The sequence below is a fragment of the Kiritimatiellia bacterium genome (assembly GCA_028715905.1).
Lineage (GTDB): Bacteria > Verrucomicrobiota > Kiritimatiellia > JAAZAB01 > JAAZAB01 > JAQUQV01.
In genome coordinates this window covers 21457-41674 of record JAQUQV010000018.1, presented here as the reverse complement: position 1 = coordinate 41674, position 20218 = coordinate 21457, and the positions used below count along the sequence as shown (strand labels likewise).

The 20218-nt window shown below is 56.2% G+C and carries 22 protein-coding genes; 10 read left to right on the top strand and 12 right to left on the bottom strand.

Annotated elements, in window-relative coordinates:
- Positions 1-228: hypothetical protein (locus PHP98_05425; GenBank protein ID MDD5483074.1), on the bottom strand; the 228-nt coding region annotated here is incomplete at its 3' end.
- On the opposite strand from PHP98_05425, the gene PHP98_05420 reads away from it, so the two are divergent.
- Both PHP98_05420 and PHP98_05415 read left to right on the top strand, forming a co-directional pair.
- Positions 200-973: a hypothetical protein gene (locus PHP98_05420; protein ID MDD5483073.1), complete on the top strand. Its 774-nt coding sequence runs from the start codon at positions 200-202 to the stop codon at positions 971-973. The genes PHP98_05425 and PHP98_05420 overlap by 29 nt on opposite strands.
- Before the next feature lie 146 nt (positions 974-1119).
- On the top strand, positions 1120-2496 hold the full coding sequence (locus tag PHP98_05415) for an FAD-dependent oxidoreductase (protein ID MDD5483072.1): 1377 nt from the start codon (positions 1120-1122) through the stop codon (positions 2494-2496).
- Positions 2497-2538: 42 nt separating this feature from the next.
- Here the strand turns inward: PHP98_05415 and PHP98_05410 are convergent, their stop codons facing one another.
- Positions 2539-3840, bottom strand: coding sequence for an O-antigen ligase family protein (locus PHP98_05410; GenBank protein MDD5483071.1), 1302 nt, complete (start codon positions 3838-3840; stop codon positions 2539-2541).
- A 38-nt stretch (positions 3841-3878) separates the two neighbouring features.
- Positions 3879-4760, bottom strand: coding sequence for a polyprenyl synthetase family protein (locus PHP98_05405; protein MDD5483070.1), 882 nt, complete (start codon positions 4758-4760; stop codon positions 3879-3881).
- A gap of 220 nt (positions 4761-4980) precedes the next feature.
- Here PHP98_05405 and PHP98_05400 point away from each other — a divergent pair, with 220 nt between their 5' ends.
- Positions 4981-5817, top strand: coding sequence for a hypothetical protein (locus PHP98_05400; protein ID MDD5483069.1), 837 nt, complete (start codon positions 4981-4983; stop codon positions 5815-5817).
- Positions 5818-5916: 99 nt separating this feature from the next.
- Here PHP98_05400 and PHP98_05395 read toward each other — a convergent pair whose 3' ends face one another.
- The 8 genes from PHP98_05395 to PHP98_05360 form a co-directional block, all read right to left on the bottom strand.
- Positions 5917-6753 carry a hypothetical protein gene (locus tag PHP98_05395; GenBank protein MDD5483068.1) on the bottom strand — a complete coding sequence of 279 codons (837 nt, stop codon included), beginning with the start codon at positions 6751-6753 and terminating at the stop codon, positions 5917-5919.
- Complete coding sequence (locus PHP98_05390) at positions 6750-7559, bottom strand: AAA family ATPase (GenBank protein ID MDD5483067.1); 810 nt, start codon at positions 7557-7559, stop codon at positions 6750-6752. Before PHP98_05390 ends, PHP98_05395 begins: the two co-directional genes overlap by 4 nt.
- Before the next feature lie 11 nt (positions 7560-7570).
- Positions 7571-8455: a hypothetical protein gene (locus PHP98_05385; protein ID MDD5483066.1), complete on the bottom strand. Its 885-nt coding sequence runs from the start codon at positions 8453-8455 to the stop codon at positions 7571-7573.
- 55 nt (positions 8456-8510) lie between these two features.
- Positions 8511-9296 (bottom strand): ABC transporter permease subunit, encoded by a 786-nt coding sequence (locus PHP98_05380; protein ID MDD5483065.1) that lies wholly within the window; start codon positions 9294-9296, stop codon positions 8511-8513.
- Positions 9293-9958 carry an ABC transporter ATP-binding protein gene (locus PHP98_05375; GenBank protein ID MDD5483064.1) on the bottom strand — a complete coding sequence of 222 codons (666 nt, stop codon included), beginning with the start codon at positions 9956-9958 and terminating at the stop codon, positions 9293-9295. Before PHP98_05375 ends, PHP98_05380 begins: the two co-directional genes overlap by 4 nt.
- Before the next feature lie 123 nt (positions 9959-10081).
- Entirely contained in the window at positions 10082-11479 is a 1398-nt protein-coding gene (argH, locus tag PHP98_05370) for an argininosuccinate lyase (GenBank protein MDD5483063.1), read from the bottom strand.
- A gap of 57 nt (positions 11480-11536) precedes the next feature.
- Entirely contained in the window at positions 11537-12142 is a 606-nt protein-coding gene (locus PHP98_05365; protein MDD5483062.1) for a hypothetical protein, read from the bottom strand.
- A 108-nt stretch (positions 12143-12250) separates the two neighbouring features.
- Positions 12251-12556 (bottom strand): zinc ribbon domain-containing protein, encoded by a 306-nt coding sequence (locus PHP98_05360; protein ID MDD5483061.1) that lies wholly within the window; start codon positions 12554-12556, stop codon positions 12251-12253.
- Between the two features lie 318 nt (positions 12557-12874).
- On the opposite strand from PHP98_05360, the gene PHP98_05355 reads away from it, so the two are divergent.
- Together PHP98_05355 and tsaE are read left to right on the top strand one after the other, a co-directional pair.
- Positions 12875-13891: a thiamine-phosphate kinase gene (locus PHP98_05355; protein MDD5483060.1), complete on the top strand. Its 1017-nt coding sequence runs from the start codon at positions 12875-12877 to the stop codon at positions 13889-13891.
- A 61-nt stretch (positions 13892-13952) separates the two neighbouring features.
- Positions 13953-14375, top strand: a complete 423-nt coding sequence (gene tsaE / locus PHP98_05350; protein MDD5483059.1) for a tRNA (adenosine(37)-N6)-threonylcarbamoyltransferase complex ATPase subunit type 1 TsaE — start codon at positions 13953-13955, stop codon at positions 14373-14375.
- Between the two features lie 129 nt (positions 14376-14504).
- On the opposite strand, the gene PHP98_05345 is transcribed toward tsaE, so the two are convergent.
- Complete coding sequence (locus PHP98_05345) at positions 14505-15770, bottom strand: AraC family transcriptional regulator (protein ID MDD5483058.1); 1266 nt, start codon at positions 15768-15770, stop codon at positions 14505-14507.
- A 179-nt stretch (positions 15771-15949) separates the two neighbouring features.
- On the opposite strand from PHP98_05345, the gene PHP98_05340 reads away from it, so the two are divergent.
- The 5 genes from PHP98_05340 to recA all read left to right on the top strand — a co-directional run bounded on the left by PHP98_05340 (position 15950) and on the right by recA (position 20184).
- Complete coding sequence (locus PHP98_05340; protein ID MDD5483057.1) at positions 15950-16585, top strand: corrinoid protein; 636 nt, start codon at positions 15950-15952, stop codon at positions 16583-16585.
- A gap of 274 nt (positions 16586-16859) precedes the next feature.
- Positions 16860-17780 (top strand): L,D-transpeptidase family protein, encoded by a 921-nt coding sequence (locus PHP98_05335; protein MDD5483056.1) that lies wholly within the window; start codon positions 16860-16862, stop codon positions 17778-17780.
- 178 nt (positions 17781-17958) lie between these two features.
- Positions 17959-18990: a DNA methyltransferase gene (locus PHP98_05330; GenBank protein ID MDD5483055.1), complete on the top strand. Its 1032-nt coding sequence runs from the start codon at positions 17959-17961 to the stop codon at positions 18988-18990.
- Entirely contained in the window at positions 18987-19154 is a 168-nt protein-coding gene (locus tag PHP98_05325; GenBank protein MDD5483054.1) for a hypothetical protein, read from the top strand. Before PHP98_05330 ends, PHP98_05325 begins: the two co-directional genes overlap by 4 nt.
- Complete coding sequence (gene recA / locus PHP98_05320) at positions 19147-20184, top strand: recombinase RecA (protein MDD5483053.1); 1038 nt, start codon at positions 19147-19149, stop codon at positions 20182-20184. Before PHP98_05325 ends, recA begins: the two co-directional genes overlap by 8 nt.
- Positions 20185-20218: the final 34 nt, after the last annotated feature.

Genomic DNA, 20218 nt, shown 5'->3' with positions numbered 1-20218 from the left:
CGTCATTTGGTGTTTTGCGGCCCGGGAATTCACCGAAAGCGACGGCTGGCGCAAGGTGCCGATTGAATAACAACACCGCATCTGCGGAAAAGCATCCACCCCGGCCGCGCGGCAGGCTTGTTTGTGCCGGGCGGTTTGCGTGGTTTTGTAATCATAGCTTAACCCAGACTGACAATAAATCAAACCGGAGGAAGATGTGATGAAGACTAACGCAATGGTTTCTTGCATGGCGGCGATTATCATGGCGGCGGCAAACGCGCTTGCGGCGCCGATGTTTCCTGATTATGGGCCGAAATACCTGGCGCCCACGGAAGAAGTGGCGACGCCGCACATCAAATGGGCGAAACCGGACGCCCATGGGCCGTTAAAGGTTTTGTTTATCGTCTGGCGGGCGGGGATGCGCGAGGTGATTGAGCTGGCCCAGCGGATGGATATAAAATATACGGTTTTTGCCGCCGGCGGCGCAACAACTCATTCATATAGCAATAACCCCAGCGGATTTAGTTCGGTTTACAAGCACGATCCGGCCATTGCCCGCGACAAGGAAGCGCTCGCGGACGATCTTGATGCGAAGCTTGATGGCGCTTACGACGTCATTGTCCTGGGAAATATTGACTGGAGTTCTTTCCCCCTCAATCTGCGTTACAAGTTGTTTCAAAAAGCGTATGACGGGACGCCGCTGGTCGGGGTTGTTTCCAATCCGGATAAATACCTGCAACGGGCCATGGAAAAAAAAGAAAAGCTGGATTTGGCGGCCTTGGTTCCCTTCAAGGGACTTCCGGCCTTTGCGAAGCACAAAGATGCGCCGGCCTTGGTTGACGCCACGATTGATTATGCCGTATTCGGCAAAGGCAAGATACTGCTGTTAAAAGGGTATCATGTTCCTGTCTTGCAGGCGTTAACGCCCGCTCCCGCCGGCAACCTCCTGGAGCCGAAATTCACGGAATATGACTATTACCCGGCCTGGATTTAATTGCCTGTTATCGGGAATATGACGCCATTATCAAACAATATGAGGAAATGTTCTGGGACGCGCGTTTTGATCGGTTTTTTGAAAAACCAAAATAATGGCAACAATAATTAATAGAGACCGGGAATAGCAGGCATGGGAGACAAGGTATGACGATACGCGCGGATGTTCTGGTTGTCGGCAGCGGTCCCGCCGGCGTTGCTGCGGCCTGTTCCGCAGCGGACAACGGGGCGGAAGTTGTTTTGGCGGAAGCCAGCCCGTTCTTGGGCGGCGAGCTGGTCAGCGGTCTGCCCGTGGATGGATGTCTCAACGCGCGGGGCGAGTGGCTGGTGGGAGGACCGGCGCAGGCTTTATTTGACGGTTGCCGGAAACGCAACGGTTACATTGGCCCGCTCTTTGACTGGCGGTTGAATTACGGGGTCTGCATTGATCCGGTTGCCATGCGCCTGGCCATTATTGAAGAGTTATCCCGCCGGCGCGTCCGGCTCATGCTTGGCAATACAGTGTGCGCCGCCGTGGTCAATGCCCGCCGCATTACAAAGGTTACCGTTGCCCGGCGCCAGGGATATGAAGAGTTCGCGGCGGATGTGTGCGTGGATGCCAGCGGCGATGGCGTTTTAGCCGTTTTGGCGGGGGCGGAATACGAGCAGGCAGAGGCTGCCGAACTGCAGCCGGTAAGCCTTATCTTTCGCCTTGGCAACGTGAACATGCCGGATCTGATGATATTTATCCGCGATAATCCCGATGAGTTTATGCTTGCCGAAAATCCGATTATCGGCAAAACACCCCATGAATGCGCGCGCGCACTGTACGAAGGGGGCCTGCCCTTTGTGCCGCTCAGCGCCAAGGGCCGCCTGCTCGGCGCGGCGATTGCCGGCGGCGCTGTGGCTCCATGCACGGCCGTTTTCATGTGGCCTACATCGCTGGCCCGCGCCGAAATCGGGCTGAACATGACGCGGCTGGCCGGCGTTGACGCCACCGATAACGCCGCCTGGAGCTTATCTCTGGCGGAACTATCCGGCCAGGTTGAAAAAGGGATCAGATTCCTGAAAGACAGCGTCCCGGGTTTTGGCAATGCGGCGCTCGCCGATACGGCCTATAGCGTCGGCGTGCGCGAGACGCGGCGGATCCGCGGCGAAGCCGTGTTGCGCGAAGAAGACGTGCGCGAGGCGCTCCGCCATGATGACGGCATTGCCCGCGGCGCGCATCATATTGATCTTCACGGCGCGGGCACCGCCCAAACGCGCATCCCCGTGCCGGGCGGCGGCTCCTATGATATTCCATTTGGATGCCTGATTCCGCGCGGATTGAACAATCTGCTGGTGGCGGGACGTTGTCTTTCTTCAGACCGCGCCGCGAACGGCTCCTGCCGGGTTATGGGGACATGCCTGGCCGTTGGTCAGGCCGCCGGAACGGCCGCGGGTATCCTTGCCGTTGAACAGATTCCCGAACCGCGCCGGTTGGATGTGCCCATGCTGCGCAGACGGCTTAAATCACAGGGCGCGGTGCTGGATGGCGTCGGATAGGCCGTCAAAGTTCCGCCGGGGGTTCCAATGCAGGCGCATGGTCTATCCGGACAAGGCCGCGCCGCAGGGCGCCATTTTTATGCCGGTCGGCAAGTGTCGCCTTGTTTTTGCCCGGTAATATTTGTCGCGCCCGGTTGCGGACCGGCCGGCAAGCGCCACCAGCGCGGCGGGGACAAGCCAGATCTGGGCCGTTTGCACGATATTGTCGGGATAATCGCCCAAGCCGTAGAGATGAATAAAGAGAAGCATCAAGGCAATCGTGCCCGGCAGCAGGCGTTCATCCAATGTGCTTGCCATGAAGGTCTTGCGCAAAAGGCTGACGGCAAGGATGAGCCAGGCGGCGGCGTAAAGCCCAACCCCGACCCGGCCGTATTCAAAAAGCAGTTTTAGCCAGTATTGATGACAATGCGGGAAATGATATTTTGCCGGCCGGGGAGACGATGCGTAATAGTGCATTTCAAAGTTGCGTTTGCCGTAACCGTGTCCGAACCATTTTTTGTTCCCGGCCAGGTCCCAGGTGTGTTTCCAGACCTTGTCCCTCTCGCTGAACCCGGTCATGGTGCTCTTTTCCGCGAAACGCGGGTTGACCCGATCATAATTCAGAAACAGCAAAACTCCCGCGCTGAACAAACAGATAAACCAAACCAGCCTGCTCTGCCGGCCGGGTAAAATCACGCCGATGGAGGCGAAGGCAATCGCAAACGCGATCTGCGGCCCGCGGGAAGTGGCGATAATCAAATAAGCCAGACAGACGGCGCTTCCCGCCAGACAGCCCAGGGCCGGGCGGAAGTCTCCGCGCCACCGCCATGCGAAGCTTAAAAACACAAAAAACGCCAGTCCGGCCATCATGCTGGCGACATTGGAATGATTCAGAATGAAGGGTTGGAATGAATGCGCCTTGGCAAAAATATCCGGCCCGAGATAATAACTCATCCGGATCAAATCCCAGCCCAGCGTCAGGGCAATGGCCGCGGCGCTGTAAAAAAGGGCGCGCGCAATTTTACGGTCGGTGTTGAAAACAACCGGAACGGCAAAAGCGCCCGCCAGAACTTCAAAGAGGCGGCCGGTATCATGCACGGATATTTCCGGAGAAACGGAGAAAGGCAGGCTGGCAAGGTGGTGGAAGAGGAGCACAACAAACGCGATGCCGGCCGGCTGCCGCCAGGCGGCTTTTCCGCGCTCCGCGAAAAAGAGCGCATATACAAATGCGCTGAAAACGATAATGTCCTGCAGCGTGTTGGAAGAAAAAGTCCAAATGATGACGCCCAGTCCGGCGCCGGCCGTAAAACGCGTCAGGTTGTGGGCCGCCAGCCATTTATAAATCAATATGATTTTGCTCAACATTTTTTCTGCCGCCCGGAAAATCCCGCCGGCGGTTGCAATTATACTTTCCGCGTCACGATGAAATCCACCAGGGCCGCCAGGGGTTCGGTTTTGCCGCGCAAAGGACGCAGGTGTTTGCGCGCTTCTGCGGCCAGTTGGCGCGCTGTTTGTTTGGCTCCGCTGAGGCCGTAAACCGCCACATAAGTCATTTTACCGCGCGCGCGGTCGCTGCCCGCGGCCTTGCCGATGCTTTCCGGCGATGAAGTTTCGTTGAGAATATCATCGGCGATCTGAAAGGCCAGCCCGCCCTTTTCGCCGTAACGGCTGATGGCCGCCAATTCGGTTTTATCCGCCCCGCCGCAAATGGCGCCGATCCGCGCGGCGGCGCGGATCAGGGCGGCCGTTTTATGAAAATGGATCCGGAACACCTTGGCCGCGCTCGGCTTTTTCCCTTCGCAGGCCAAATCTTCAACCTGGCCGGCGATGACGCCCCGGTTGCCGGCGGCGCGGGCGAGCTCCAAAATCAACCGGCGGGGAGCATATGGCGGCGGCGGCGCGGCGGCGGCGATCCATTCAAAGGCCAGCGTCAGAAGCGCATCGCCGGCCAGGACGGCGTTAGCTTCGCCGAAAGCAACGTGCGCGGTCGGCTTGCCGCGCCGCAAATCGTCGTCATCCATGCAGGGGAGGTCGTCGTGAATCATGGTATAAGTATGGAGAATTTCCACCGCCAGCGCGGGCAGGAGAGCGTCTTTTTCCTTTCCGCCGACCGCTTCCGCGGCGGCCAGGCAAAGAATCGGCCGGAGTCGTTTTCCGCCGGCCAAAACGCTGTAACGCATAGCCTTGTGAAGCATTTGCGGAGGCTGCCGCTCCGCCGGCAGAAAACGGTCCAGGGCCCGTTCAATCAGCCTGTTTTGTTTTCTTAAATATCTCTGGAAATTCAACATGATTTTTCCGGGGAAGCTTTTCCGGCAAGATTCTGCTTGCCTGCCGGTCTTTCTTTGTTTTATGATATCTATGTTCGGGATGAAAATATACAACGTGCGGGGCGGAAAGCAATGTTATTGATTTGTGAATGCCGCCGTCCTGCGGCCGGCAGGATGTCATAGCTTTGTCTTTTACCGCGGCATGATATCCGTATCTCTTCACGGAACGTTCAAAAAAATGACTAAAAATTCCGCCAAAGGATTAAGCCAGACCGAAGCGGATGTCTGGAACGCGATCGGGCAGTTTGAAAAAATCCTGGAGGTGATGCCCAACGACCGCTTTTCGCTGGAGACGCTGGCCGACGCCTATGAAAAAATAGGCGACCATACCCGGGCCCAAGATTATCTTCTGCGGCTTGCCAATGTGCTGGCTGATGAAGGAGATGAAGACGCCGCGCCGGACGTCCTGCAGAAACTTAAACCGCTTGACCAGTCGGAACAGAAAGTGCAGGAGGCCATCGCCCGTCTGGAAAACCTGCAGTCCCGGAAAGTGATGGCGGAAGTCATTGACAGCGGGCAGACCGCCGCGAGCCGCCACGGCCATATTTCCGCCGAGATTTCCATGGCCTGGAATCTCCTGCAGGCAAAGAAACTCAGCCAGGAAGAGTATTCAATGATCGTGCACGATCTCTCGGAAAATTCCGGCCGGGCCGGCGATATGCCCGTTTCCACGCTCCATGCGTTGCACGACCGTCATTACGCGGACATAAACGGAATTATGTCGTTTGTTGCCACCGCCCGCAATACGCCCATGATCTGCCTGGCCAGTTTTGAAATCCAGAAAGAGGTCTGCGCGCTGCTCTCGTGGGAATTCATGACAAACCGCGGCGCCATTATTTTTGAAACCATCGGCGATGACGCGCTGGTGGTAATTCTCAACCCATACGACGATCAACTCAAAATGGACATTGAAGGTTTGACCGGCAAAAATTGCCATTACTTTATTGCCGCGCCGGATGATTTTGACGAGTATCTCCTCAAAATCAAAAAATTACTGGCAGAACCCGCGCCATGACGGCGAGCAAGCAAATCGTCTGAACGTATGGCGCTGAAAAAGAGGCCAATCCGGGCGTGAACTTCTCCGCAAAACTGTCATCTCTTTGAACGGAACGGTTTAATAGAGGGTTGTGCCGACCCTCAAAAATCTCTTTTCATCTCCGTATTTGAGAAATACACCGTCGGTCTGGACTTCAACAACGGTCGCGCCCTCTATCGTCTGTCCTGTGCCGATCATGCGGCCATTGATAAGCGCGGTGCTTTCATTCGGCCCCATTCCGCGCAATATGCCAGTTAATTTTAACACCGGCCATTTGAGGGGCGGGCGAACGGGAGGCGCTGGCGGCTTTTTCGCCATGACTGGCGGCGGCTTAACGGCAACCGGTTTGGGTTCGGCGGCGACGGGAGGAGACTCCTTTCCAGCCGTTGCGGTTATCTGTTGCGGCATTGGTTCGGCGGCTGGCGCGGTGACCGTCCGTTCCGCCGGCGGGGGAGGAATGTCCGCAATGTTCGCGTTCGCGGCGGGGATGGCGGCGGCTTGTTCCGGTGTCGGCGCCGGCGGGTTAACGACGACTTGTCGCGCGGATACCCCGCGTTTGATCAGAAACGCGACTCCGGCCGTAACCGCGATTCCGGCCAGGACCGCAATCAGTGCCACAACCAGCCACAAAAAGGATGTTTTGCGGTGCATGGCCGCGGCCGCTTGTTTGTTTTCGTCCGGAGCGGCGGGCAGAGGGGCGGCAACTTCTTGTGTGGAAGCCGTTGCGGGCATTGACTGGGGCGGCGCATCGGGCTGGGCCGCGGCCGGTTTGCCGCCGGTTGCGTATTTTTTGAGGGACAGATTCACGCCGCCGACCGGCGGGTTTTCCGGGGCTGTTTCCGCGCCGGCCGCCGCGGGGACGTTCCGGGATTCTTCATTCTCTTTTCTTTTTAAAGCTTCCTGCAACAGACTCATGGCTGCCCTTCCAATTGCTTGATGGCTTTCTTGACACAATCAACGTCAATTGCCGCCGAACTGGCCACGTATCCGGCCAGCAAGGCTATGTCGCAGACCGAGTTAATCAGCCTCGGTATGCCGCGCGCGTAATTATGAATCCGGCGCACGGCTTTTTCCAGAAATAATCGGCCCTCGCTCCAACCCGCCATTTTCAGGCGGTATTCAATATAACGGATTGTCTCCGATTCGTTCAAGGGCAAAAGATGGTAACGCACGGTTATCCTCTGGCGCAACTGGCGCAAATCGGGAGAAGCCAGTCTCTGTCTCAATTCGGGTTGGCCGCAAAGCACTATCTGGAGCAGTTTGTTCTGATCCGTCTCCAGGTTGGAGAGCAGGCGCACCTGTTCCAGCACGGCCGGGCTCAGGTTTTGGGCTTCGTCAATAATCAAGGCCACATTATTGCCGGACTGCAGATTCTCCAGGAGGAACGAATTGAGCGTCTCAATGTTCGTAAGGCGGTCCCGTCCCTTTACCTTGAGTCCGAAATCATTCAAAATTGAGCGTAAGAGCTGGTTTTCGGTCAGAAAGGGGTTCAAAATCAGCGAAGTTTTAATACCGGGGGCCAGACTGGCCAGGACGGCGCGGCAGATGGTTGTTTTTCCCGACCCGACCTCGCCGGTCAGCTCTACAAAACCTTTCCGGTTTCTGATGCCGTAGATCAAATGGTTAAAAGCTTCGCGGTGGTTAGGCGTGAAGAAAAGGAACTTCGGGTCCGGCGTCAGATTAAACGGGGCCTCTTTCAATCCGTAATATTCAAGATACATGAATGCAAACCTCAATGGCCGGTTTCGGCGTGTTCCTCTTCGGTGCAAACATGCCGGGGCTGCAGGAGAATGGTTCTGACAAGCTCTTCCGGCGGGACCGGCGCGCGGCCGTGTTTTTCCAGCGCGGCCATTCTCTCCTTGAGCTGTGTCCTTCCCGGGAACATGCGCGTTACTTCGGCGTAACAAAGCAAAGCGTTTTCCGGCGCGCGGTTGATTTCATACAAAAATCCGCGATAAGTCAATATTTGAGCAAGGTCTATGCGCGTCTGTTCCTTGTCCGGCTGGTCTGCCGCCGGCAGGACCGCAAGGGCCTTATCCAGAAAACGCTCCGCCTTCCGGTATTGTTCCGTCTTCAGAAAGAGGCATCCCTTTTCCAGGTAAAGGCGGTAATCGGCTGGATTATGCCGCAAGGCTTCATTCATGACCCTTTCGGCCAGGTCGGGCCGGCCTCCTTCCTTTGCCAGCCAATAGGAAGCCACGATCCAGGCTTCCGCATTGCCGGGATTGGCGCGCGCCGCGAAATACAACCAGGGCATGATTTCCAGGACGTTCTCGCCGTGCAAATGAAGATGGCCGCCCGGCGCAACTTCCTTTCTCATCCGGACAAACCAGTCCTGAAAGGCAACCGGTTTATAATGGCCGATGCCTTTGTGAAAAACGCGGTCGGCCTGCTCGTAAAACTGCGCGCTGATTTCAAACCGCACGTTTCCGAACAACCTGGCAAAAAAAGCCTTACCCTGTTCCCCCTCCGTTTCCGGCAGGCCGGCCAGCCGGCAGGCCAGCGCAAACGCTGCCGTCCAAAGCAACAAGACCAGCAGCAACGCCCGCCGGCCCGCATGGCGTGAAACATCGCCTGCGAAACGCCGTTCGTCAAGCACTTCTGCGCCTCCCCTCATCTCCTTTTTTATTCCGCGTTGCGCTTCCGCCGCGGTTGTTGCGGCGGAAGCGTTTTCAGATAACATCCCTGGAAAATTTTTTACGGCGATAGGCCAGCCAGGCGAGCAGAATGAAAACAGCCGCCGTCAGCAAGCCGTACAAAACAATCATGAGAAAGGATGCCGGTCCCACCGGGTCCCAGTTGTGGATCACTCTCTGGCGCAAGTCAAAGAGTTCCAGGTGCGGCAGGGCATAATAGACCACCAGCAGAACTTCCCGCCTCCATCCGCTTGCGATGCCCGCCAGGTGCGGAATCTGCGGCAGGAACAGAAAAGAGGCAACGCTCAAAACGGCCGCGGCGGTCGCCGCGGCGTCGCTGTTCATCCGGGTGGAAAAAAGGATGACAAAAGCCGACAGAATCCCGATAAAACAAAAATGCAGCATCCACGCCTCCAGCATCAAAACCGGGCTGAAACGGCCGGCGCGCGCGGCAACGATTACGGCCAGGATGATGTAAAAACAAGCCGTCGCCGCCCCCGTAACGCCCCATACCCCGAGCCATTTGCCGATGATCAGCTCGGAACGTTTCACCGGTTTTGCAAGCAGCGGGAAAATGGTCCCGTTTCTTTCCTCCTGCGGCAACTGGCGCGCGCCGCCGCCGACGGCCAGAATCCAGGCGAAAATCCAGGCCATGAGCAGGCCGGTTTCCTTGATATAACCGGTCATGCTCCTGAGTCCGAAAATATTAAGCGTCATGAGAACCAGGAGAAAGGAAAGGAGGAGAATAAACAGGACGTAAAGGTCCTTGCGCCGGATGGTTTCGCGCCAGACGATTTGAGCGATTATCAGAACGCGGATCATTGCAAAACCCTTAAAAAATACTGTTCCAGGCTTTCGCCCGTCTTGATCAGCTGGTCAAGCCTGCCCTCGGCCGCCAGGCGCCCGCCGGCGATGATGCCGATCCGGTCGCAGAGCCGTTCAACCTCGGAAAGTTCGTGGGAGGAAAAAAACACCGTTTTGCCGGCGCGCTTGAGCCCGGCGATTATTGCGCGGATTTCAACGCGGCCGATGGGGTCAAAACCGGCGGTCGGCTCGTCCAGAATAATCAAATCCGGGTCGTTAATCAGGGCCTGCGCCAGTGCGATACGCTGCATCATGCCGCGCGAATACTCCGCGATCCGGCGGTCGGCCGCCGCGGAAAGTTGCAGCAGCTCAATGAGCCCGGCGGCTTTGGCGGCCAGTTGGCGGCCGCGCATGCCAAACAGGCGGCCGGTCGTAATCAGCAGTTCGCGGCCGGTCAGGAAACGATACAATTGCGGATGCTCGCTCATGTAGCCGATGCGGCGGCGGGCTGGTTCGCGGCGGACGTCCTCGCCGAAAATCGCCGCCGTTCCCGCGGCGGCCGCGACGAATCCCAGGAGAACGTGCATGGTCGTCGTTTTCCCGGCGCCGTTCGGTCCGATAAATCCGTACACTTCGCCCGGCGCCACCTTCAGGTTCAGTTGCCTGAGGGCCGGGACGATTTTACGGCCCGACCGGAATTCAACGGTCAGATCGTTTATGTCTATGGCTGCGGTTATAAAACATTCAGAGGCGGAACGAAAGATGAGCGGCGGGCGTTATCCTGGTTTTCCGGCCCGCCGTCTTTATTCCGCATTCTGCCTTTCATGGACCGGATATTTCATTCCCAGCAAGCGGGAAATGCGCCGGTAATAACGTTTTTTTTCGTTGCTGAAAAATTTACGCTCGTTTGTCAGGCGGGCCTGGAGCGTTTTCAGTCCCAGGTCCGTGATTGTTCCGGGACAAGGCGGCCGCCGGAAGGCCGTCATGGGATCAATGTTTTTCAGTTCTTTCAGATGTTCCTTTACATGGCGGTAGGCGTCGCGGAATGGCAGGCCCTGGCCGGCCAGGAAAAGCGCATGATCCGCGGCAAAAACATCGGGCTTGAAAGCGGCCAGCAGGGCGGGGCGGTTGACGCGGATGTTTTCAACCAGGGAAGACATGGCGCGCAGGCTTGCCTCGGTCAGGTCCAGTCCGTCAATGAAAGGCTCCTTGATCTCCTGCAAATCGCGGTTGTACCCCGAGGGCATGGCCCGGGTGATTTCCAGCGCGCTGAACGCATGGGCAAAAACCCGCGCGGCTTTGGCGCGGATTAACTCAAGGATATCGGGGTTTTTTTTCTGGGGCATGATGCTGCTGCCGGTGCACATGCTTTCGGGCAAAGCAAAATAATTGAATTCAGGCATGGAAAAGATAATCAAATCCTGGGCCAGACGCGAGAGCGTTGCCATCAGCTGGCTGGCGGCGGCAAGAATAATGCTTTCGTTTTTCCCCCGGCTGTTGCCGGCGTGGAGCACATTGTGGATCGGCCGGCTGAATCCCAAAAGAGCGGCCGTCAGCCGGCGGTCAATGGGGAGCGGAACGCCGTAACCGGCGGCGGAGCCGAGCGGACAACGGTCGTTCAAGGCGTAGGCGTTTTTCAGCAATGCAATATCATCCAACAGTCCTTCCGCGTACGCCGAAGCCCATAATCCAACGCTGCTCGGCATGCCGGGTTGCATGTGGGTGCGGCCGACCATGGGCGTCATCTTGTGGCGGGCAGCCAGCCGCATAAGCGCCGCGCCGAGCCGGCAAACGTTTTCCGCCAGCGCCAGCATCCGTTCCTTGCCGTAAAGGCGCAGGTCCACGGCAACCTGGTCGTTGCGGCTGCGGGCGGTGTGGATTCTTTTGCCGGTCTCGCCGAGCCGTTCCGTCAGGACGCGCTCAACGGCGAGATGCACATCCTGGTCGTTAAACGAAATCCGAAAAGCGCGTTTTTGCGCCCGGCGGATTATGCCGGCCAGTTCTTTTATCACGCGTTTGCTTTCCGCGAGCGTCATCACGCGCGGCCTGGCCGGCAGGGCGGCCAGCATGGTAACATGCGCGGCCGAGCCGATGCAATCGGCGGCCACCAGCCGCCGGTCAAGCGCGGGGTCTTTGCCGACGGTAAAAGCGAGCGCATCGGCATCAATTGTTCCCACCGTTGTTTTGTATGCCTGTTTCAAGTTAATTTCCCTTTCTTTCTTCGTGAAAATCGTTCTATCAGAATTCCGTCCGCCGGCTCATTCACGGAAAACGGCAATGCTTTCTTTTTTCATCGCGGTTATTTCAAGGCTTTCAAGAAAAGAACGCGCGTTTTTAAACGGGGAAAAGAATTGTTTTAAACACCTTTTCCCGAGCAGGCGTCCCAGCGCCGGCAAGGGCAGATGGCCGACCGCGCCGCGCTGCACGGTAAAACAAAGGCCGCCGTTCTTTCGTTCCGGCCGGCCGGTTATCCGGCATGTAAACGGGAAAGGCGCGATGAAATCAGGGGCAGACCTCCACGGTTTGAGACGGCCCCTCAGGTAAACGGTTATTGTTTCCGGATTGATAACCACCCGGCCGGCGGTAACGGCAAAACGCCCGGCATTGAAAGGCGGGGGCCGGTTTTGCAGGATAAGATAGTTTAAAAGGAGGCTGGCCTCGTTTTCGGAAAATTCAACCGGACCGGCGGCGGCGCCGGATTGCAGGGGCGCCAGCTTATGCCGGACTTGCGCGAATGCGTCCCCGGTGATGTCAAGAAATCCGACCCGGGCCGGCCACAGCGCCAGGGCGCCGCAGGCTATGGCCGCCAGAAAAGCCAGTTGCAATGTTAACCGGCGGCAAACGCGGCCTTTGCCGGTTTTCAAAAAAGATTCCGCGGTAATCTGCGCCAGATTAAGTCGCGCCTTGCATTGAACGCAGTAAAGACTCCCGATGGGATTGTCAACACCGCATTGTGCGCATTTTATCATCGTTTACTTTGCGTGTTTTTCATGACCCGCGCTTTTTTCCTTTCGGGCGGCGCCTTTTTTGGCCTCCGCGCCGGCGGCCGGCGCGGCGCTGCTTGTCTTGTCTGCGGCCGCCCGTTGCCGGTAATGATCGCTGCGGTAATCGGTCTGATAAAAACCGCTTCCTTTGAAAATAATGCCCGCGCCCCGTCCGATGAGCCGCCGCACCCGGCCTTTGCACTGCGGACACTGCCGGAGAGGTTTCTCTGTTATATTCTGAAATTTTTCAAAGACGTGCTTGCATTTTGCGCATTCATATTCATAAGTCGGCATTGCTCGTTGTAATCCTCCTTTGCAAGGCGGGGTTTTGCCCGCAACCCGAATTAAATTCAACAGCGACGTTTATTTATAATGCAAATCATGCGGGCAGGCAACTTTAAATGCAAGCGGCCGCCCCGCGGGTCAACTTTTTCATTACCCCGCCTGAATCCATTTTCAAGCCGCCGGACATTATAAAACAAAGACGCGTTTCGTAAAGCGGAAACGGAAATGTCCTGCGTGCGCCGATTGCGGGTTCTTCATTTTTTGATTGTGCGCCAAAACGTTAAATGACAAAATAACAAGCCGAATAAAAACCTTCCGGTTTGTCCGATGAAAAAACACGAAACCATTTCCGCGACCGGCGAACTGGCCCTGATCCGGCGGCTGACCCGGGCGCTGCCTTTGCGCGGCGGCGTGCTCGTCGGTCCCGGAGACGACTGCGCCGTGGTAAAAGGCGCGGCGTCCGGCCGGTACGACTATCTGCTCACATCGGACGCCTCCGTTGAAGGCGCGCACTTTACCCCCCAAACCGCAGGAATGCTGGTTGGCCGCAAGGCGTTGGGGAGAGCCCTGAGCGATATCGCCGCGATGGGCGGCGAGCCCCTTTGGGTCCTGGTTGACCTGACCGCGCCGGCGACAGTTTCCATAAAACGGATTGAAAGAATATACGCCGGCTTGAGAAAAATGGCGCGACAATTCAAAGTTTCAATAGTCGGCGGAGACGTTTCATCCGGAAGCGATCTGCAATTGCATGTTTTCGCCGCGGGCCGTGCGGCGAAAAAAAGGGCAATTCTCAGGTCCGGCGCCAAAGCGGGCGAAGCGTTGTTTGTTACCGGCGCGCTCGGCGGCAGTTTTGCCGGCAAACACCTCGCTTTTCAGCCGCGTTTGCGCGAGGGCCGGTGGCTGGCCGCCGGTAAATGGGCCACCGCCATGATTGATATCAGCGATGGATTGCTGCGCGATCTTGGGCATATCATGCGGGCAAGCGGCATCGGCGTTCTGCTCAAGCTTGAAGCCATTCCCATATCGCCAGCGGCCCGCCGCCGGCTGGCCGGCCGGAGACGCGCCCTCGGGCGGGCCCTGACCGACGGCGAGGATTATGAATTGTTGTTCACCGTGCCGGAGAAAAAGAAAGATGCTTTTCGCAGGGCCTGGCGCCGTAAATTCCGGCTGGCCTGTGTCCAGATCGGCCGCACAACGCGCCGCGCGGGGCTCTTGGAAGGGCTTGATGCGGCCGGCAAAAGAATTCAACTTCAGGAAAACGGCTTTGAACATTTTGTTGGACAAAGGGCGCCGGAAAATCCGGGCCAAACAACGCGGAGCGGAAAGCGCGGATTGCGCGGATAACGGTCCTTCTGCCACGCCCGCGCTCCGGGCGGACACAAAAAATGTCCGGCGTGATACGGTTTTGAAAACAATTCTGGATATTCTGACAAATTCACCGGAAGAAACCAGGGCGTCTGCCCGCCGCCTGGCCGGCGAGCTCTCTCCCGGAGCCGTCCTGGCTTTGCATGGCGATCTGGGGAGCGGCAAGACCTGTTTTGTGCAGGGTTTGGCCGAAGCGCTGGGAGTGCAAACCATTGTCAACAGCCCCACTTTTACCATCATCAATGAATACCGCGGGCGTTATCCGCTCTATCATGTTGATCTTTACCGCCTGAATTCCGCCTCAGAGGCGGAAGAGATCGGCTTGGAAGAATTTATAAAAGGGGATGGCGTCGCGGCGATTGAATGGCCGGAAAAAATCTGTCAACTCCTGCCGGAAGGCGCCATTCATGTTTTTTTTGAATTTCTGGACATGAATCGGCGCCGGATCGTGATAAAAACCTGAAAAATACGGCTGCTTGGGCCGGACTCGTAAGGTAAGCCGGCGGCCGCATGGCCACGCTGATGATTTCCAAGCGTCTCCCGGATTTGTCCGTGCCGATGTCGTTACCGCCCGCCCGAACGTTCGTTGCAACTACCGCCCGGCCGGCGGCGCCTGCGCGACGGAGATGCGCTGATTCTTTTCCGGCGTTACGCCGGAAAGCGAGCGGCGGTAATGGACGGGCGTGGTGCCGGTCAGGCGCCGGAAATGTTTGGTAAAATAGCTCTGGTCGCAGAACCCGACGGAGAGCGCGATCTGGTCGCACTGTTCGTTTGTGTTTTCAAGCATCTGGCGCGCCCGGGCGATGCGCATGCGCATCAAATGCTGCCAGATCGTTTTGCCGGTGTGCTGTTTCACAAGGTGCGCGGCGCGCGAAACGCTTATGCCGGCCCCGGCGGCGACCTGTTTCAGCGACAAATCCTCGCTGTAATGCAGGGCCACATAATCAAGAATGCGGCCGACGTGCGGATGATAACAGTTGAAACCGCGGGCGTAAATGCCGTGCATGAAATCGTCCAGGGCCTGCATGAGAACGTGCGAAAGGGTCTCAAAATCAGGCGCCACGATAAGTTTCCGCATCCACCGGTGATTGCGCTCAATGAGCGGCTCAAGGGTGGGACTGTCTTCAACCGCCGCCCGGGTGAGATAGCCCATCAGCTCAATCGCCCGGGCGCGCAGAACGGCCAGTTTCGTGGAAAGCAGGTACATGGCGCCCAGCATTTCATTCAATACCTTGCGGGCGCCGTTCTGGTCTCCGGCCCTGATAAGCGCCAGCAACATGCGCTCTTTGTCAACGGAGTATCCGGTCTGGCCGTTTTTTTTATATTCATCCATCGCCTCGGAGATATGGCGCTGCTGGAGGGCCTTGAGCCGGTTTTCTTCAAGCAGGACCGGCTTCCAGCCGCTGGTCCGGTAAAAAGTTTCCTGCAGAAAAATAGCGGCCTGCTTGATGCGGGCGGCCGGCCAGACTTTCAGGCGCGCCGTAATATTTTCTGCCAGCGCCGGGGCAAGCCCCTGCGCAATCAGATGGCTGCTGATTTCTTTCCGGTTAACCCCGGCGGTCAGAACTTCGCCTCCGAGCAGTCCGCCGCGGACATGGCGCTGGTCCACCAGCGCCGCGACCCAGTTGACGACGCCCCGGACGGGATAAAAAACGAACGGCTCGCCCCAGCGGATTGCTTCCTGCAGGCTGAAGGCGTTGGTCTGGGGCGAAACCGGCAGGCGGTCCGCGGTTATTCTCTTTTTCCGGGCTTCAGAAATAATTTCTCCGTTAACATTGATAAAAAGGGGGCGCAGTTTAAAGGCTTTGAAATAGCGGGCGGAAACCCGCCGCGCAATTTCCCATGGTAGCATTGTCATAAAATTATATTCCAAAAAACGGTAAAAAGCGGAATATTGCCGTCGTTTTAAAAAAATACAGCAATATTGTTATAAAGAAAGCATTATTTGTCTAGAACTTAAAGCGCGGATGTATATGCTCTTTTCCAATGCAAGCGCTGGGCATGTCCAACGCTTAACCAATAACATAAGGAGATGACATGGCCATTTTAGAGCAAATCAGCGAAAATCTGATCAAAGGCAAGGCCAAGGAAGTGAAGGAACTCGTTGAAAAGGCGATCAAGGAAAACGTCAACCCGGCTGACATCCTTAACAAGGGACTGCTGGCAGGCATGGGGAACATCGGCGAACGCTTCAAAAAAAATGAAGTTTATGTTCCGGAGGTGCTCATCGCCGCCCGGGCCATGAAAGCCGGCATGGAAACGCTGAAACCTCTCCTCATACAAGCCGGGGTAAAACCCATCGGCACCGTTGTCATGGGAACCGTCAAGGGCGACCTGCACGACATCGGCAAAAACCTCGTCTGCATGATGCTGGAAGGCGCGGGTTTCAAGGTCGTGGACGCCGGCATCAACGTTGAGCCGGATAAAATGGTGCAGTTGGCCAGGGAAAACGACGCCAACGTGATCGGCGCCTCGGCGCTCCTCACGACCACCATGACGAATATGAAAACAGTGGTTGAATCGGTCAAGGCGGGCGGCCTGGCCGGCAAGGTGAAAGTCATCGTCGGCGGCGCGCCGGTGACCCAGGCCTTCGCGGATGAAATCGGCGCTGACGGCTATGCTCCGGACGCCGCATCCGCCGCCGATATCGCCAAAAAGCTTATTGGCGGATAAATCTTTTTGCCGCGGCCGGGCGAATTATGCGCCAGGTTCAAGGCACATGCAAAACGCGCCACGGTTTTCCGTGGCGCGTTTTTTTCTCCCCCGCAGCCCGATCAATTCGGAAAACGCCGCCGGGAAACGTCCGCATCCGGGCCGCAAACGCGGCAGGGAACGCTTTCTTATTGCAAATCCGGACTGGTATTTGTAATATTCCGCGTTGTGATGCAACCCGCGTCTTAAACATTCCGCGCGGCCCGGAAGCGCGATTTATTTACAGGGTGAAAACATGGCGCTTGATCCGAATTTTAAAGACAATTTGACCCTCATGGGCAGTCAGGACCGTCCCCGCTATTTAATGCCGCTGTTGGCGCTTTTGGCCGTGGCGATTATTGCTGTCGTAGTTTATTATGCCGTTGTTCCCTTCCGTCCGTCGGCCAGGACAACAGCAACCATCCAGCCCGCGCAGCCAAACGCCGGCGATCAGGCGGCGGCCGGCATACTGGGGGCCGTTAAAACCATGCTTGCCAGCAACAACTTCGCGCTGGCGCGGGAAACGTGCTATGAACTGTTGCAGAATGCCGCCGGTCCGGAAACAATCGGCGAGGCGGAAGAAATGCTCGGCCGGATCAACATCGGCCTGCTCCTCTCGCCCGCGCCGATGCCGGAAAAAACCGAATATGTCGTTCAAAGCGGCGACACCCTGGAAAGGCTGGCGAAGAAGAACGGGACAACCGTGCAGCTCATCCAAAAATGCAACTCGCTCCGGGGTAAAATGATCCATCCCGGCGACCGGCTGCGGATATTCCATGCCAGACTTGCGATTGTCGTCAGTAAAACAAAAAACAATCTCCTGCTGACGGCCAATGACCGTTTCTTAAAGCGTTACCCGGTCGGCACCGGCAAATTCGGAACCACGCCGGCGGGTACTTTTGTAATTTCGGATAAAATAGCGGAACCGCCCTGGTGGCGGCCGGACGGCAGAATGATCCCCTTCGGCGACAAGGAAAACGTGCTGGGCACCCGGTGGATGTCGCTGATCCCCACCGGCGAAACCCCCAAGGTGCGCGGTTACGGCATCCACGGCACATGGGAGCCGGATACCATCGGCAAACAGCTCAGCGATGGTTGTATCCGCATGATCAATACCGACGTGGAGGAACTGTTCCTCATTGTGCCCGCCGGCACGCCGGTTACGATTGCGGAATGATGACAGGAATAATTTTTTTCTCATGAAAGAACATATTTTAAGGCTCATGAACAATATGCAGTTCGTTTATGAACTGCATTTGGCCTCGCTGGAAATCGGGAAACTTTCAGGAAATTTTAAACTGCTTGAAGATTACCGGTCTTTCAGCGTGAATAGCAATACCGATATAGATCGCCTCTTGAGCAGGACGGCTTATGTTGCCTCTGCCGGTGAAAAAAAATCGGATTATTCAATTCTGACAAAAAAAAATATTACCCGGGCTTTCAATCAATATATAACTCACTGGTTTTATCCTTACAAGGGCAAGTATCACCCGCAGTTGGTCAGAGCTATGGCTAATATAATCGGCTTGGAAAAAGACGATACACTTTTAGACCCTTTTTCAGGGAGCGGAACAACCGCGGTCGAGGGAGCCTTACTGAATCTGAAAACCATATGTTACGATATTTCCCCGCTCTGCGTTCTGATCGGGAAAGTAAAAGCCAACTCTATTCACCACTTGGAGGAACTTGAGGAACAATATGGGGGATTTGCTCTCGCAAGCGAGCCTCCTGACGAGCTGTTAACCCGCGAGGAGGATATTCAAAAAATTTATAAGAATCCGTGTAAATCCTTTGAACTTCTGTCAAGGATGATTGCTAAAAGCGACGAGAAAAGGCGCGGCGAAAATTATTTTGAGAAAATAGCTCAAAACCGCAATAAGATGTTACAAAGCATCCGCCTGATGAAAGAAGGCTGCGATGAAATCGGATTGACGCCGACGCCGGCGGAAGTTAGCATTGCCGATGCAAGAAAATTGCCGTTGCCGGACTCTTCCGTTAATGGAATTATCACCTCCCCCCCTTATTCCATCGCGCTGAACTATGTGGAAAATGACTCTCATTCGCTTGAGGCGCTTGGTTATGATTTAAACCGAATCAAGGAAGATTTTATCGGGGTAAGAGGTTCCGGCATGAAAAGGTTTGAGATTTATGAAGAAGACATGCGGAATGCGTATTCCGAAATGGCCCGGGTTTTAAAACCTGCATCCAAAGCGTGTATTGTCCTTGGAAACGTTACCTCTAACGGCGCCGAAGTCCGCACCGTTGATAATTGCATAAAAACAATGGGCAAGCTTGGCATGAGGTTGATAATCAATGTGGATAAATTGATTTATGGTTTATACAATGTGATGCAGAGGGAATGGATATTGGTCTTTCAAAAAGAGTGAAAATAGCAGATCTCTGGTTTTTAAAAGTGAAACTTAAACCCGAGTATAATGCTGACAACCTTGAAATCTACCGGACGGAGTCAATCCTCATGGAAGGCGACGGCATAAAAATCCTGATGCAAAAGAAAACGGCTGACAAACCGAAAGAGGCAAAACATGGCTGAAAAAAAGACTAAGACGGAAGACACCGGTGCCGTTAAAAAAACGTCCGCCATCCTGGATGGCGTGCTCGCCCAGATTCAAAAGGAATTTGGCGAAGGCGCCATCATGCGTTTGGGCGACGCCAGCACGAAAGTCGCCGTGCAGTGCATTTCCACCGGCTCTTTTTCCCTGGACCTTGCCCTGGGCGTCGGCGGTCTGCCGCGCGGGCGGGTTGTAGAAATATTCGGGCCGGAATCCTCCGGTAAAACCACGCTGACCCTGCACGTCATCGCCAACGCCCAGAAAAACGGAGGGGTCGCGGCCTTCATTGACGCCGAGCACGCCATGGACCCACTCTACGCGAAAAAAATCGGGGTCAACATTGACGACCTGCTGGTTTCCCAGCCCTCCTCGGGCGAAGAGGCCCTGACCATCGCCGAAACGCTTATCCGCAGCAACGCCATGGACGTGGTTGTGATTGATTCGGTCGCCGCCCTGACGCCCCGCGCCGAAATTGAGGGCGAAATGGGCGACCCGCAGATGGGATTGCAGGCGCGGCTCATGTCACAGGCCATGCGCAAGCTGACAGCCGTCATTTCCAGCTCAAAGACCTGCTGTGTTTTCACCAACCAGCTGCGCGAAAAGATCGGGGTGATGTTCGGCAACCCGGAAACGACTCCCGGCGGCAAAGCCCTTAAATTTTACGCCTCGGTCCGGCTTGACATCCGTAAAATAGGATTGATCAAGGATGCCGTCGGGAAAATCATCGGCAATCACACCAAGGTGAAAGTGGTCAAGAACAAAGTGGCCCCGCCGTTCATGGAAGCCGAATTTGACATTCTTTACGCCGAGGGAATTTCCTGGGCCGGCTCCGTGGTGGACGCCGCCATTCAACACAACGTTCTGGATAAACGCGGCTCATGGCTTTCGCTGGAAGGCGAACACCTCGGGCAGGGGCGCGACGCGGCCGTGGAGCTGGTCAAAACCAATCCGGACCTTGAAAAGAAACTGGTTTCACTGGTGCAGGCAAAAATAAAAGCCATGCCGCTGTAAGAATAGTTCCGGCTTCCGGCTGCCCCCCCTAACT

Bases quoted from the DNA above. Each gene is read 5' to 3' on its own strand.
- PHP98_05335 (MDD5483056.1), top strand. From the start codon at position 16,860: ATGGCGCTTGATCCGAATTTTAAAGACAATTTGACCCTCATGGGCAGT.
- PHP98_05380 (MDD5483065.1), bottom strand. From the start codon at position 9,296: ATGATCCGCGTTCTGATAATCGCTCAAATCGTCTGGCGCGAAACCATC.
- PHP98_05400 (MDD5483069.1), top strand. From the start codon at position 4,981: ATGACTAAAAATTCCGCCAAAGGATTAAGCCAGACCGAAGCGGATGTC.
- PHP98_05420 (MDD5483073.1), top strand. From the start codon at position 200: ATGAAGACTAACGCAATGGTTTCTTGCATGGCGGCGATTATCATGGCG.
- PHP98_05345 (MDD5483058.1), bottom strand. From the start codon at position 15,770: ATGACAATGCTACCATGGGAAATTGCGCGGCGGGTTTCCGCCCGCTAT.
- PHP98_05415 (MDD5483072.1), top strand. From the start codon at position 1,120: ATGACGATACGCGCGGATGTTCTGGTTGTCGGCAGCGGTCCCGCCGGC.
- PHP98_05360 (MDD5483061.1), bottom strand. From the start codon at position 12,556: ATGCCGACTTATGAATATGAATGCGCAAAATGCAAGCACGTCTTTGAA.
- PHP98_05340 (MDD5483057.1), top strand. From the start codon at position 15,950: ATGGCCATTTTAGAGCAAATCAGCGAAAATCTGATCAAAGGCAAGGCC.
- PHP98_05395 (MDD5483068.1), bottom strand. From the start codon at position 6,753: ATGAGTCTGTTGCAGGAAGCTTTAAAAAGAAAAGAGAATGAAGAATCC.
- PHP98_05390 (MDD5483067.1), bottom strand. From the start codon at position 7,559: ATGTATCTTGAATATTACGGATTGAAAGAGGCCCCGTTTAATCTGACG.
- PHP98_05410 (MDD5483071.1), bottom strand. From the start codon at position 3,840: ATGTTGAGCAAAATCATATTGATTTATAAATGGCTGGCGGCCCACAAC.
- PHP98_05355 (MDD5483060.1), top strand. From the start codon at position 12,875: ATGAAAAAACACGAAACCATTTCCGCGACCGGCGAACTGGCCCTGATC.
- recA (MDD5483053.1), top strand. From the start codon at position 19,147: ATGGCTGAAAAAAAGACTAAGACGGAAGACACCGGTGCCGTTAAAAAA.
- PHP98_05385 (MDD5483066.1), bottom strand. From the start codon at position 8,455: ATGAGGGGAGGCGCAGAAGTGCTTGACGAACGGCGTTTCGCAGGCGAT.